The sequence below is a fragment of the Acetobacterium paludosum genome (genome assembly GCF_008086595.1).
GTDB lineage: Bacteria > Bacillota > Clostridia > Eubacteriales > Eubacteriaceae > Acetobacterium > Acetobacterium paludosum.
Genome location: NZ_RXYA01000001.1, coordinates 235,167 through 248,183 on the forward strand (window position 1 = coordinate 235,167; position 13,017 = coordinate 248,183).

Below are 13,017 nucleotides of genomic sequence, written 5' to 3' on the forward strand. Positions count from 1 at the left end.
ATGATATAATTGTATGGCATACAAATCAGCGGAGTGTCTGCAATAGCTGTTGCAGAATGATTAACCCTTTTTCCAGTTCGGCAAGTGTTTCAGGAGCACCGACGGATACACGAACAGCTCGTTCAGGAAGGCTGTTTCCTACGGTAAATCGTTCAGCGGCATAAACCTGCACCCCATGCTCCAGAGCCAGGGATTCAAAGGCTGAGCCGGATATCCGGTTTGGAAGATGCAGCCAGCGAAAAATACAGGTTTCATCACCATCGCAGATAAAATCGGTAAGGATTTGGTTGGCCAGCTTGTTTCTGGAAATGGTGTTTTTTCGATGGCTTTCGATAATGGCATTAATGTTGTTGGACACAATCATCCGTGCGGCAAGTTCCGCCATTAAAGGAGAAACAGAAATATTCATGTTGTAAAGTGCCTTGCTAAGAGACTTTTTATATTGGTCCGGAACCGATACATAAGCCAGCCTGAGACCCGGAGCCGCGGTTTTGGACAGACTGGCAATATAGATTGTCTGTTGCGGGGCAAATGTTGCCACTGCAGGTAGCTTTTTCAGGCACATCAGGTGATAAGTCGAATCTTCTATGATGAAAATGTTCTGATTTCGGGCCACATGAGCCAGTGCTTTTCGGCAGGAAAGCGACATCCGATGGGTGGTCGGGTTATGGTGATCAGGGATCAGATAGATGCCTTTGAGATTTTCGTTTTTGCAGGCATCCATCAGGGCGAGCTCGTCCATCTCGCCATCTCTTTGTCTGATGGGTACCAACTGAATGCCCAGCATGCCCGCCGCGGTTTTCAGACCGGGATAGGTATGAGGGTCTGCACCGATTTTATCCCCATGTTGGCAAAGCCCGGCAAGCGTTGCGGTGATGGCGTTTTGTCCGCCGTTAGAAAATAGAATACTGTCGATATTGGTAGCATACCCGCCTTTTTCCATGAGCTTGACGGCGGCGTCTTTTTGCCAGAGCATATCATTGGGCCGGCTGTAGCCAAATAATTTCACGATATCCGGTTCGTTAATCATACTTTTTAATTGCGACACAAGGAATTCATAAGAATCCGGCTCGGGGATGGTGGCGCCCAGTTCAATAACATTGGGAGCTCTTTTATCTGAAAGCAGATAGGCGTTGGACAATGCGTCAAAGGCGACGAAGGTGCCGCTTCCCACGGTGGCACTCAACAGCCCTTTTAATTCGCACACCTTGAAAGCCTTGGAAACGGTGCTGACATTGATATCTAAAAAATCCGCCAGTTCGCGCTGGGGAGGAAGCTTGATTCCTGGAATCAGGGTGCCTTCGACAATATCTTGTTCCAGCTGCTTAGCCAGAGAAAGATATAGGGGTTTGGTGCTGTGGTCGATGCCGGGCTGCCATGACATGGGGTAGTTTTCAAACGAGTTGATCGACATGGGTTCACATCCTTTTTTCATACAATTATATAATTGTATGGCAATACATGCAAGAAAATAAGAGAAACAAAGTGAGGGGCTTTCTTTATCTGATTTCCTCAAGAACGATTGCCCCAAACGGGGGCCAATTAAGTTGCAATATTTTTAGCAAATCGATTGCCAGTTTTCATGAAAAGGTTTAATATTAAGCTTAGATTTAAGTTTGCTGACAGCAGCGAAGGAGAGTATTATATGAGTAATGAATTATTTGACATCATGGCATATTTCAAAAGAATTGAATATAGTGGATCGACGGATGTTACCATTGAAACATTAAGAGGTCTGCATATCGCCCAGGTGATGAAGGTTCCTTTTGAAAACCTCGACATATTGAATAAAAAGCCGATTTCTCTTGAGATCGACGACTTGTTTAAAAAAATTGTAATGAACAAAAGAGGCGGTTATTGTTTTGAGATGAACGGGCTGTTTTCTTTTGTACTGAAAAAACTGGGATTTCGGGTGAAAAATCTTTTAGCCAGAGTATGGAAGGATGGGTTTGAATCTTCGGGAAAAACACATCAGGTTATGCTTGTTGAAATTGATGGTCAAAACTGGCTTTGTGACGTTGGTTTTGGTGGCAATGGTCCAGTTTCCCCAATTTTGTTAGAGGAGGGATTCGAGCAGGAAGATTTTATGAGGCGATATCAAATCACCAGAGATCCGATCTACGGTTACATTCTTCAGTTTAAGATAAAGGATGTATTTCAGAATGTGTATGCGTTTACCTTAGACGAATGCTATCCTCAGGATTATGCAGTCGCTAATTATTATACATCAACACACCCCTCTTCCTTTTTCAGACAGGCGCCAATCTGCACCAAGCCGACTGAAGATGGGCGGGTCACTTTGTTTGATCATCAGTTGAAGATTGCCGGGAAGCAATCGGAAACGGAGATTGCATTTGACAGCGATGAAGAAATCCAGGACGCCCTTCAAAATCATTTCGGAATCCATGAACAGGTCAAGTCAAAATAGGCGAGATGATAAAGAATAAAATAGCAAATCCTGTTTATATATCAGGCCGGTGGTCTGAAATTTATCATAATAACCGTTTAGTGGTATTGACTGAGCACCAGCGGCAGCTCTGCTTCTGGTACTGGTTTTGAAAAATAGTAGCCCTGTATCTTATGACAGCGCAGGCTTTTTAATATTTGAAGCTGCTCATTTGTTTCGACACCTTCCACTACTATTATAAGTCCGATGCTTCTGGCAATTTGGATAACATTATCCACAATGCCAAAAGAAATAGCATTAAAAGTAATGTCATCGACAAATGATTTATCAAGTTTTACAGTTGTGATCGGCAGTGATTTTAAATAAGTCAGGGAGGAATAGCCTGTTCCGAAATCATCTAAGGCGATATTGATGTTTTTCTCTTTGAAAAATTTAAGCTTTTCATAAGCGGTGTCCATTGAGTTCATAAATACAGTCTCAGTAATTTCCAGTTCAAGATAAGCCGGATTCAGTCCGGTTGATTCAAGAATACTCAAAACAGTTTTTTCAAAATTCTCGTTTAGAAGCTGGATCGTTGATACATTGACGGAGACACAATACTCTGAATGGTGGGTTCGGTTATATTCCATGATAAAGCGACAGGACTTTTCCAGGATCCAGGTTCCTAATTCGATGATAAGATTGGATTCTTCGGCAATCTTAATAAATTCAAAGGGTGGTATAAATCCTCGGACGGGATGATTCCACCTTACCAATGCTTCCATGCCATCGTAACGGTTCAGTTCCAGATCAAATTTTGGCTGATAATAAAGCTCTAATTCCTTGTTTTTCATGGCAAGCTTTAAATCCTGCTCCAAAGAGGCCTTTCGTTGTATATCTTCGTTCATTGAAGGATCAAATAGCATAAAATCATTTTTACCATTCAGCTTGACCCGATTCATGGCAAGTTCCGCTTTCTTCAAAAGCATCTCTAAATCATCCTTGCATTTTTCCGTGCAGATTTCACATCGGGTACCGTTACAAGAGTCGTTATAGGAGATTCCGATACTGACACTTGTGCTGATACTTTGTTCATTGATGATGAAGGCTTTTTCAAAAACGGAAAGGATCAATTTGGACAAATTTGTTACCGCATCACGGTTATAATAACCTTCTTTGCAGATTGCGAATTCATCCCCCGAAATGCGGTATATTTCATATTCTGGAAGTTCTCTGAGCAAATCCTTTAGAACACTTCCCATTTGAATCAACAAACCATCGCCGACACGATGGCCAAATAAATTGTTGATATATTTCAAATTATCAACATCAAGATAATAGACAACAGATAAAGCGTTTTGTTCTTTAATATGTGAAACGGCGTTATATTTTTTATAAAGAAATACGCGATTCGGTAAACCGGTAATTGAATCAATATATGCTACAGTTTCCAGCTTTTTCTGTCCGGCTACCAGTTTTGCAACCATTGTCAGCATGGTGGTCTGAAGAATATCGATTTCCTCGTTTTGGGCGGTGGGCATATTTTCCACAATGCTATATTCATTCTCGGAAATTGTTTTCATCGCATCAGCAACCCAACGGATGGGATGGGTGACATTTTTTTTCAGCCAGTGATTGGAGAAGCTATAAAATATAAAAAACAATAGCGCTCCTAAAATTGACATTAATAAAACAATATGGTTTCGCATGGTATAAATTGAGAGCATTGATTTTCCCAAAAATAAAGCACCAACCGGTTGATTGTTCGAATTAAAAACTGGAACGTAAGCGACCATGTAAGGTTCACCTAATATCGTGGATTTTCCATAATATTCTTGTCCTTGATCCAGAACTGTGGAAGCAACGGAGGCATCCAGAGTTGTTCCGATCTGATTAACATCGTTCTTCATAATGGTGGTTGCAATGCGTTTGTTTCCAGCAAAAATAGTAGCATCTAGAGCGGAGGTGTTTTTGATATATTCAACAGCGGTCTGATTTGCAATCGGCAACCCCACCAAAACGGTGCCGATCTGATTTTTGTTGGAATCAACGATGGGATAGCTGCAGAATAAATGTAATCCTATTTCGGCACTGCCATCTACCCATAAAGTCGGTTCTGTATTATTTATAGTTGTGTTTTGGGAAGCTAAATCTAAAACACTCTGATCACAGACGAGTTCTTTATAAGCGACTGCACCAGAACCGTTTATCTCAACAAATTCAATTCCGATAGTATTTGCGTAGTCGATATATTTTTGTAAGGTCTGTTCAGTAGTGGTATCTTTTTGTAAAAGTAGTTGATCAGATTGATCAACTAATCCCGTTGTAAATGAAAGAAGCTCTGCTTTATGATGATCAATCGCAACTTCTCTAAATTGAGAAATGCCGGTTGAAATGTTCTCGATTACATCTTCTTCATAGATCGAAAAAAATATGGCGATGGCGATAAAGAACCCAATGGTAACAATTAAAAAAATAATGCTGAGAATGAACAGATTCAACTTAAAATGAAGGGTGTTTTTATTAAACATTATTTTCTCCTGTTCCAGGGGCAAGAATTTTTGCAAGCATACACGGTCTAAACGTTTTCCTTGATAAGTATTATAACTCTTCGTTTAGTTCGTTGCAACTGAATCTTATGTACTCTTTCTTTTAAATTCGGAGATTCATCATAAGTTGAAAAATATGCAAAAAAATCTTAAATAGATAAACTTATGTAAAACAGTGACCTTCGAAAAGTTTTTCAGGGCGATCGCTGCCAATTTTTTTATTTTTTTATCCATAATTTTATTGAAAAGAGGAGCAGGGTAATCTAAAATTAGAAGAACTCTCATTAAAAATGCAAAAAATGAGAATCAATCCCAATCACAAGTTGAAATAAGTATAAATAAAAATCAATGAAAAGAAGAGGTTGGATAAATGGAAATTACAAATCGCAACTATTTGGATATCGCAATTAATTTTGAACAGGATATTTTCAAGTTGAATCTGAATTGGGAAAGATGCAGATGTGTCAAATAATTTAAAAAGCAACAAAAAGTTGATGATTTTAATTACGGCTTTTATGATCGGTTTTATTTTATTCGTAATTGTTGGTTATAAAACAATCATAAACATCAAGATCAATGGAGAAATGTATAATGAAATAATGTCTGGGAAAGAGCTTGTGGCGGATGTGTTGCCACCACCAGGATATATTATTGAATCCTATCTTGTCACACTTCAGTTAGCAAAAGAAACGGACACCGCTAAAATTGAGGAACTTATTAGTGAAGAGGCACAGCTGGAAAAAGATTATATGGCGTGTCATGATCTCTGGTCGAGCCGTTTGCCGGAGGGCGATTTAAAAGCGAATATGGTGGAAAATGCTTATCAGCCAGCAATGGAATTTTATGAAGTATTTGAAAGTGAATTCATTCCGGCAATTAGAAGTGGCGATCAGGTAAAGGCAAATGAAATAGTAACTGGTAAATTAGAGCCATTGTATACAGAGCATCGGCACGATATTGATCAGGTGGTTTCAATTGCCAATAATGAAAATTCAATGCTTGAAGACAGGGCCGGTAAAATGCTGGAATTCAATACTTTTATACTCATTATCTTGGCAACGGCAGTGTTGGTCACGGTCATTATTTATTGTGTTGGCATTATCGGAAATGAAAAACTGAAAAAAATGTCATTGTTTGATGGGTTGACTGGTACAGCAAACCGCCGGTATTTTGATCAGGTGTTAATTCAGGAAATTGGTCAGGCTAAACGAGATAAAAATCCGTTGTCTTTGATTTTGATCGATGTTGACTATTATAAAGAGTATAATGATATGTATGGACATACCAAGGGGGATGATTGCCTTAGGAGAGTGGCAACAACCGTTAAAATGAATTTGAGGCGTCCCGGTGATTTCCTGGCACGTTATGGAGGGGATGAGTTTGTTTTGGTTCTTCCCAATACAAACGAAGCAGGTTCAGCCCTGGTTGCAGAAAGATTACGGGCTGGTGTTGAAAAATTGTGTATTGATCATGTCAATTCCTTTTGTTCGGATTATGTCACGTTGAGCATTGGCGTTGTAACGGCATCTCAGGAGGAAATTTTGGTGCCGGACGATCTGATTTCCGCAGCGGATAGAGCGCTGTATCAGTCCAAAATTGATGGCCGCAACCGAGTTAGTGTGGGAAGTCTGAAATAGGCTGATGGTCTTATTATTGATGGCTTGAATTGAGTAGCCAGACGGGAGGCAGTAAAAATGAATAATGAATTAATAACAGTCCGTATGGCAACTGCGGCGGATACAGAAGAAATATTGGGTATTTATGGGCCTTACGTCACGGATACAGCCATTACATTTGAATATGAGGTTCCCACAGTTGAGGAATTTGCAGAGCGGATCAAACACATACTGATGAAATACCCTTATCTGGTCGCAATATTAGATAAGAAAATTGTGGGTTATGCTTATGCATCAACCTTCAAGGATCGGGCTGCTTATGCTTGGGCTGTTGAAATGACGGTTTATGTCAAGGAGGACTGCAAAGCAAAGGGGCTAGGAAAAAAGCTTTACATCGCTTTGGAAGAAATGCTGGAAAAGCAGAATATCATCAATCTGAACGCCTGTATTGCCTACCCGAATCCGGTGAGTATCGGCTTTCACCAGCATATGGGGTACAAAACGGTGGGACATTTTACAAAATGCGGGTATAAATTTGAAACCTGGTATGATATGGTTTGGATGGAGAAAATGATCGGTAAGCATCCAGTTCCACCCAACGAAGTCATCCCGATTACGCTGTTGAAAAAGCAATGGAATAAAATTTGATATAATAGCTAATGATTAAGTATAAAGAGGAGGTAGAGAAATGAACTGTAAAATTTTTATGAATTTCCCTTATGAGCTGAGTATGGATATCTTAAACGAAGAACTTAATCTCAAGGGTAGAGAAAGCATGCTGGAAATTGTTGCGCCGCTATTGGAGATGACTCAAAAAATCGCCAAACCGAAGGCTATTTATTTCAAAGCTGAGATCACGGACAAGAATGAAAAAAGTGTGATGGTTGATAATCAAATCTTTGAAAGTCAGTTGTTTGGGGGAACCGTTGAAAAAGGTGACAGGGTGTTCCCGTATATTGTCACAGTCGGTACAGAGCTTGATGATTATGCCAAAACATTAACGGATTCCATGGATCAGTTCATGATCGATGAAATGATGAATCTTTTGGTTAATATCGGAAAAGTCTTTGTGGCTAATGAGGTTCAAAAAGAAGCCGGATGGGAAAAAACTCAGGACTATGTTCCCGGAAACGGAGAAGAATGGTCCACCGAGGAACAAACACGACTGTTTCATATGTTTGGGGATGATACCAAAAAAATCGGAGTATCGTTGGGAGAACACGCTTTTGTATTGCCGGGGCGTTCGACGATTGGAATTTTGTCCAAAAAGAAACAGGCGTTTTAACAGTTCTTGAAAATCTCTAATGCAATGGTTCTTTTTTCGCCGGTGACTGGTTTATTGGTATTTCTGTCGGCAGGAGTTAGTCGACCAGTCATTGGCTGTTAAAAGGACGATTTGGCTTTTGGGTCTAGATATACTGGAGATTGGAATGGGTGCGATTAATATATAGCAACGCCACTTCAATTTTTAATTCAACGCATTGTTCTAAATAGGCATCTTTATCAGACCTAAGCTTCTTTTCAAAATTTGAATCTATTTTTGGGGAAAGCTCAGGTATTGCTGTGAATTTTATTTTTTCATTGCGCGCTTTAGAAAGATCGTGACTCTTCGGATGATTCTTATAATAGGTAGCAAATCGTGATTCTATCATAGCAAATTACCTTTCAGTTAAAAAAATATTTACAATTTAATACGGTGTCCATCTCGATGTTTCTTATTGAGACCGGATGGAATATCAAATTATCTAATATTGAGTATAACGTTGTGATGTTAAGGCAATTTGAACAAAATGTTAAATCTGTGTGATCGTTTTAAAAATCTTTTGAGAATATTTGCGAAATTGTTAAACTTCTGTGTAAGCCGTAGGGAAGTTCAGGTGTTTCATTGCTAGTGACTTTTTCACGCGATTCAATCAGTCCCGCTTGCTGTTGATTGAATCGCGTTCATAATTATTCATAAAGTTCCTCTTTCCATTTCATAATGTTTATGTATGATAGTTTACATAAACATTATGAAATGGAAAGAGGAATTTTTTATGGGGAAGAGAGAAAATCTGCCCTTTTTATTAGTGCTTAAAATTATTCGATGGTCTAATAAAAATTAAGTAGTTTTTTGACAGTCGGCTAATGCATTTTCGATGGCTTTTTTAATAACTTTACTGGAATTGGTCGCACCACTGATCGTATCGACATCGATTTTCTGATTTTCGATTACATCATTAACAATACTTTCTGCCGCTGCTCCTTTTTCATTACGATGCTCCAGCAGATCGATGCCTGTTATCTTTCCATTGGTGACAGTGACATTCACCTTTGCATAAATGTATTGAACATCGCATTCCCCGATATAGGTTCCGTCGGGTATTTTTCCAACATCGATTTCGGTAATTTCAATACTGCTCACGTTTCTTTGATAACTGATGACACTGTAAAAATACATGCCGACATGAGAAAGTAACAGCAAACAGAGGATAAGTGCAGCCAGTCTGTGAATGATAAGCCAGTTTTTTTTCAAGGACTTTCGACACCAATAGCTGATGGCAGTCATGAGTATGCAGACAAGCATTAAGATACCTAATATGTATAAATATAAAGGGCGGGAATTAAATACATAAAACGAAAATAGCATATGAATCGTCGCTGGGATTACGAGCAAATAACCAAGTTTGCAATGAATTTTACCCAGTACCTTGTCGGCCTTGTCTAAATGGAGATGTTTTGTGATAAATTTACTAAGTACAATCAGTAAGACTGTAAGTGCTATGATTGAAAATATGAATGTCATATTATTTCCTTCCAAATTATTTAATAATCGACTGAAGTAGTGTTTTAAAACTGTAGTTTAAAAACATGGTCTTATCCATGCCAACTCTCATTTTAAGATATTTTTGTTTTTGATTTGTCAACAGTATAATACCGCTGATGCTCGACCAAAGATAAAATACAGTGGGGATCAGTTCAAGATTTTCTCGCAGACAGTTGTGCTCGATTCCTGATTTCAAGAGTTCACCGATGATATCATTTATTTGCTCGCCTGCTTTGTAAATATCAGCAAGCAAACCAGGCTGCTGGATTTTTTCCTGCTCAACGTCAATCTCGCTTAATAGACTTTCGAAATACAATGGATATTGTTCTTGAAAGTCAACTAAGGTATTACAAATGGCATAATAACTTCTTTCAAAATCTTTATTATCAGGAGTACATTCCTGTAAAGCGTCTCTTAACAAAACCATATGTTCATAGACAATATAGTTAATGATTTCGTCTTTGTTTTTAAAATAAACATATATCGTTGATTTGCTGCAATCCGCTTCCCTGGCGATCTCGTCCATACTCGTTCGGTTAATGCCACTAAGCTGGAATAACTTCCGAGCCGATGCTAAAATAATATCCCGATTAAACTGAATTAATATATCCTTTTTTTTAGCGCCCATTATTGTACCTCTCTTAAAATCATACTTTTGTACTAAATATTAAACCGTGGTTTCTATAATTGTACTGGCAGTATGATTGATTGTCAATAGAAATTTTTAAATAAATCTGGTCACAATAATTTGATCCGGTCTTCTATAGCGGCTTATCTATCGGCTGGATAAAGCCAGCGAGATTTGTTATAATTACAAATAATAGGTGAATTGCTGAGGAGTGTCTTAAAATATTTGATGTTATTTGCCAGGAATCAAAATAATAAGAGCGCGCCTTAATGGATCTTTTTTAGCAATGGATTATGAGGAGAAAATGATGGTTGTTAAAAAAAACGAATCAGAAAGAGCAGTTATAATCCTGCATGAAATATATGGGATCAATCAGTATATCATGGAGCTTGCAGATTTTTTTTATGAACAAGGCTATGATACCTATTGCCTGGATTTAAACCATCGGGAAAACTGTTTTTCCTATTCTGAGCAGGAAGAAGCGTATGCTTATTTTAAAACAAAAATAGGCTTTGAAGTCGCTAAAGAAGTGGAAAGTTTTATAAAAAAACTGGGTAGTGAATACAATCATGTCATTGTCTTTGGATCAAGCGTCGGGGCAACTATTGCCTGGCGACTGTCTGAAAATCGCTATTGTAGTGGGATGATTGGTTTTTATGGCTCAAGAATAAGGGACTATCTTGAGGTCGACCCGGATTGCCCCTGCCTGCTTCTGTTTGCTGAGGATGAAGAAGCCTTTTGTGTTGATGATATCGTTTTTCAGCTCCGAAAGAAAAAAGATGTCAGAGCCGCGGTGCTCAAAGGCAAACATGGCTTTGGCGATCGATATGCTGAGAATTATCATATTGATTCAAGTAAACTAGCTTTTGATATGGTAGAATGTTTTCTAAAAGAAATTGAAGAATAAGCAAAGGAGATAAAGAAGAAAAAATGACAGCAGAATTAAAAAAATTACAGGAAATTGTGGATCAGGCAAAAAACATTGTTTTTTTTGGTGGAGCTGGAGTCTCCACGGAAAGCGGTATTCCCGATTTTCGAAGCGTGGACGGCCTGTATAGTCAGAGCTATAAATATCCGCCGGAAACCATTCTTTCTCATGAATTTTTCATGGATAACACCGAGGAATTCTACCGCTTCTATCGTAACAAGATGTTGTGCCCAGACGCTCGTCCCAATAAAGCGCATATCAAACTGGCAGAGCTTGAAGCGGCGGGAAAACTAAAAGCGGTGATCACTCAGAACATTGATGGGCTGCATCAAATGGCCGGAAGTAAAAATGTACTGGAACTGCATGGATCGGTGCTACGAAATTACTGCATGAAATGTCATCAGTTTTACGATGTTGAAACCATTGCCGAAGGTGAAGAGGTTCCCAAGTGTTCCTGCGGAGGAACCATTAAACCGGATGTGGTTTTATATGGGGAAGGCCTGGATAGCGATGTCATGAATCAATCAGTTTCTGCCATTGCCAAGGCCGATGTACTGATTATCGGCGGTACTTCATTAGCCGTTTACCCGGCCGCGGGTCTCATTAATTATTACCGGGGTAATCATCTGGTTTTAATCAATAAATCTTCGACACCCATGGACGACGTGGCAAATCTTGCGATTGATGGAAAAATCGGAGAAGTGCTGGGCGCTATTAAACTATAGAAAAAGTATCATATTGTAGGGACGAGCCAGGATCGTCGTTGACGTTTATATAAAAGATCAACGTTTTCGGGCGATCATGGATCGCCCCTACAGGTCTGAAAAAAGGCGTTGCCTGATTTGGATTTGGATTTGTCTGCATTATTAGAGCGATTTCATTGAAACCGCTCTTTTTTCTGCAATTATTCAGGCAGATTTCGCTGAAGATTAACCATAAAATCCTGAACATTGGTGATAATGGCTTTAGAGCTGAGGCTGCCACGATCTTTTAGTTTGTTAACCACAAATTCAGAAATATCGACTGAATAAAAATAGACTGGCCGTACCACGCCGTCAACAACCTGGTAGGAAGGGGTCATATTCCCGGTGGCAATGGTATGAAGCTGAGTGGCGAGGCAAATCACGGTCGTGGCTTTTTTGGTATGTACGCGAAGAGCATCCTGAGCATCGTAGGCATTTGCATAAACACTGGGCAACGGCCCGTCATCCCGAATCGATCCCGCTAATACCATTGGTATTTTATTCTTGATACAGGCACTGATAATACCATCTTCAATTTTATATTTTTCAATTAAATTTTCAAATGAACCACAGTTTCGGGCGCGATTAATGGTTTCAATATGGTGATAATGCCCCATCGATATATTTTCTTTGGAATAAATATCCTGTCCTAAAGCAGTATTAAAAAAGTGAGATTCTAAATCATGGGTTGCCAGTGCATTGCCGGCGAAAAGCGCATCCACATAGCCGGAATTGACCAGGTGAGACATGGCGTTTCGTGAATCCTGATCAAAGGTTACGGCGGGACCGAGAACCCATAAGATATAGCCGTTTTCACGTTCGAATTCTAATAATTCATAGAGTCGGTCATAATCTCTGGAATAGGCGGTTTCTCTGGAATTGGAGGTTCTGAATGAAAAATTATCCCCTTTGTTTTGTTTTTTTGCAAAAGCGAAATGATCCACATAGACGCCGTTCTCAGCGCTTTCCTGTCGGCCCACAACAACGGAATCGCCTTTTTTAACATTTCTGAATTCAATGGCTTGAGGGAGATCATCCGTAATGACGACGACACAGTCCATCCGGCTTTCGGACATAAGCTGCCAGGTATCGTGAATTTTAAAATATTCGGGGTAGATCGTGGTGGCGTAAAAATTTTCTGGAACGACGCCGTCTAAGGGTGCGGGCATGGTCCGAACACTGGGAGCGTTTTTAAATAATGCTGCTGTGAAATCAGGAAAAATATAATCAGGTAATGTAAACATAAATGCACCTCGCTAAGCTGTTTTTTTTATTATAACATATTGGGATGTTCAAGGATGCCAAAATAGTATAAAGACAAAAAATTAAACAAAGGCCAACATTTATCGCGTTGCAGCATG

Annotated in this window: 12 protein-coding genes; 6 read left to right on the forward strand and 6 right to left on the reverse strand. The window is 39.3% G+C overall.

Translation table 11 applies throughout. The features are described 5' to 3' along the window. Window positions 1-25: 25 nt before the first annotated feature. On the reverse strand, window positions 26-1,414 hold the full coding sequence (locus FZC41_RS01160; RefSeq protein ID WP_148565544.1) for an aminotransferase-like domain-containing protein: 1,389 nt from the start codon (window positions 1,412-1,414) through the stop codon (window positions 26-28). A gap of 231 nt (window positions 1,415-1,645) precedes the next feature. On the opposite strand from FZC41_RS01160, the gene FZC41_RS01165 reads away from it, so the two are divergent. Continuing rightward, window positions 1,646-2,428 (forward strand): arylamine N-acetyltransferase family protein, encoded by a 783-nt coding sequence (locus FZC41_RS01165; RefSeq protein ID WP_148565545.1) that lies wholly within the window; start codon window positions 1,646-1,648, stop codon window positions 2,426-2,428. Between the two features lie 77 nt (window positions 2,429-2,505). Here the strand turns inward: FZC41_RS01165 and FZC41_RS01170 are convergent, their stop codons facing one another. Continuing rightward, window positions 2,506-4,917, reverse strand: coding sequence for an EAL domain-containing protein (locus FZC41_RS01170; protein ID WP_148565546.1), 2,412 nt, complete (start codon window positions 4,915-4,917; stop codon window positions 2,506-2,508). Between the two features lie 479 nt (window positions 4,918-5,396). Between FZC41_RS01170 and FZC41_RS01175 the strand changes: the two genes are divergently transcribed. The 3 genes from FZC41_RS01175 to FZC41_RS01185 are packed head-to-tail and all read left to right on the forward strand — an operon-like array spanning window position 5,397 to window position 7,836. Beyond that, window positions 5,397-6,572 (forward strand): GGDEF domain-containing protein, encoded by a 1,176-nt coding sequence (locus tag FZC41_RS01175; protein WP_148565547.1) that lies wholly within the window; start codon window positions 5,397-5,399, stop codon window positions 6,570-6,572. 57 nt (window positions 6,573-6,629) lie between these two features. Next, complete coding sequence (locus tag FZC41_RS01180; RefSeq protein WP_148565548.1) at window positions 6,630-7,199, forward strand: GNAT family N-acetyltransferase; 570 nt, start codon at window positions 6,630-6,632, stop codon at window positions 7,197-7,199. A 40-nt stretch (window positions 7,200-7,239) separates the two neighbouring features. Continuing rightward, window positions 7,240-7,836, forward strand: a complete 597-nt coding sequence (locus tag FZC41_RS01185) for a hypothetical protein (protein WP_148565549.1) — start codon at window positions 7,240-7,242, stop codon at window positions 7,834-7,836. 124 nt (window positions 7,837-7,960) lie between these two features. Here FZC41_RS01185 and FZC41_RS01190 read toward each other — a convergent pair whose 3' ends face one another. The 3 genes from FZC41_RS01190 to FZC41_RS01200 form a co-directional block, all read right to left on the reverse strand. Then, window positions 7,961-8,203: a hypothetical protein gene (locus FZC41_RS01190; protein ID WP_148565550.1), complete on the reverse strand. Its 243-nt coding sequence runs from the start codon at window positions 8,201-8,203 to the stop codon at window positions 7,961-7,963. A gap of 449 nt (window positions 8,204-8,652) precedes the next feature. Continuing rightward, window positions 8,653-9,336, reverse strand: a complete 684-nt coding sequence (locus FZC41_RS17765) for an FMN-binding protein (protein ID WP_311135814.1) — start codon at window positions 9,334-9,336, stop codon at window positions 8,653-8,655. Between the two features lie 16 nt (window positions 9,337-9,352). Then, window positions 9,353-9,985, reverse strand: coding sequence for a TetR/AcrR family transcriptional regulator (locus tag FZC41_RS01200; RefSeq protein ID WP_148565551.1), 633 nt, complete (start codon window positions 9,983-9,985; stop codon window positions 9,353-9,355). A gap of 304 nt (window positions 9,986-10,289) precedes the next feature. Between FZC41_RS01200 and FZC41_RS01205 the strand changes: the two genes are divergently transcribed. Together FZC41_RS01205 and FZC41_RS01210 are read left to right on the forward strand one after the other, a co-directional pair. Next, window positions 10,290-10,892: a dienelactone hydrolase family protein gene (locus tag FZC41_RS01205; RefSeq protein WP_170253794.1), complete on the forward strand. Its 603-nt coding sequence runs from the start codon at window positions 10,290-10,292 to the stop codon at window positions 10,890-10,892. 23 nt (window positions 10,893-10,915) lie between these two features. Next, window positions 10,916-11,638 (forward strand): NAD-dependent protein deacylase, encoded by a 723-nt coding sequence (locus FZC41_RS01210; RefSeq protein WP_148565553.1) that lies wholly within the window; start codon window positions 10,916-10,918, stop codon window positions 11,636-11,638. A 179-nt stretch (window positions 11,639-11,817) separates the two neighbouring features. Here FZC41_RS01210 and FZC41_RS01215 read toward each other — a convergent pair whose 3' ends face one another. Next, window positions 11,818-12,900 (reverse strand): putative NPN-dependent ornithine cyclodeaminase, encoded by a 1,083-nt coding sequence (locus tag FZC41_RS01215; protein ID WP_148565554.1) that lies wholly within the window; start codon window positions 12,898-12,900, stop codon window positions 11,818-11,820. Between the last annotated feature and the right edge of the window lie 117 nt (window positions 12,901-13,017).

What these genes read in the sequence shown, in the direction of transcription:
- FZC41_RS01160 (WP_148565544.1), bottom strand. Translation starts at nt 1,414, where the DNA reads ATGTCGATCAACTCGTTTGAAAACTACCCCATGTCATGGCAGCCCGGC.
- FZC41_RS01165 (WP_148565545.1), top strand. Translation starts at nt 1,646, where the DNA reads ATGAGTAATGAATTATTTGACATCATGGCATATTTCAAAAGAATTGAA.
- FZC41_RS01170 (WP_148565546.1), bottom strand. Translation starts at nt 4,917, where the DNA reads ATGTTTAATAAAAACACCCTTCATTTTAAGTTGAATCTGTTCATTCTC.
- FZC41_RS01180 (WP_148565548.1), top strand. Translation starts at nt 6,630, where the DNA reads ATGAATAATGAATTAATAACAGTCCGTATGGCAACTGCGGCGGATACA.
- FZC41_RS01185 (WP_148565549.1), top strand. Translation starts at nt 7,240, where the DNA reads ATGAACTGTAAAATTTTTATGAATTTCCCTTATGAGCTGAGTATGGAT.
- FZC41_RS01190 (WP_148565550.1), bottom strand. Translation starts at nt 8,203, where the DNA reads ATGATAGAATCACGATTTGCTACCTATTATAAGAATCATCCGAAGAGT.
- FZC41_RS17765 (WP_311135814.1), bottom strand. Translation starts at nt 9,336, where the DNA reads ATGACATTCATATTTTCAATCATAGCACTTACAGTCTTACTGATTGTA.
- FZC41_RS01200 (WP_148565551.1), bottom strand. Translation starts at nt 9,985, where the DNA reads ATGGGCGCTAAAAAAAAGGATATATTAATTCAGTTTAATCGGGATATT.
- FZC41_RS01205 (WP_170253794.1), top strand. Translation starts at nt 10,290, where the DNA reads ATGATGGTTGTTAAAAAAAACGAATCAGAAAGAGCAGTTATAATCCTG.
- FZC41_RS01210 (WP_148565553.1), top strand. Translation starts at nt 10,916, where the DNA reads ATGACAGCAGAATTAAAAAAATTACAGGAAATTGTGGATCAGGCAAAA.
- FZC41_RS01215 (WP_148565554.1), bottom strand. Translation starts at nt 12,900, where the DNA reads ATGTTTACATTACCTGATTATATTTTTCCTGATTTCACAGCAGCATTA.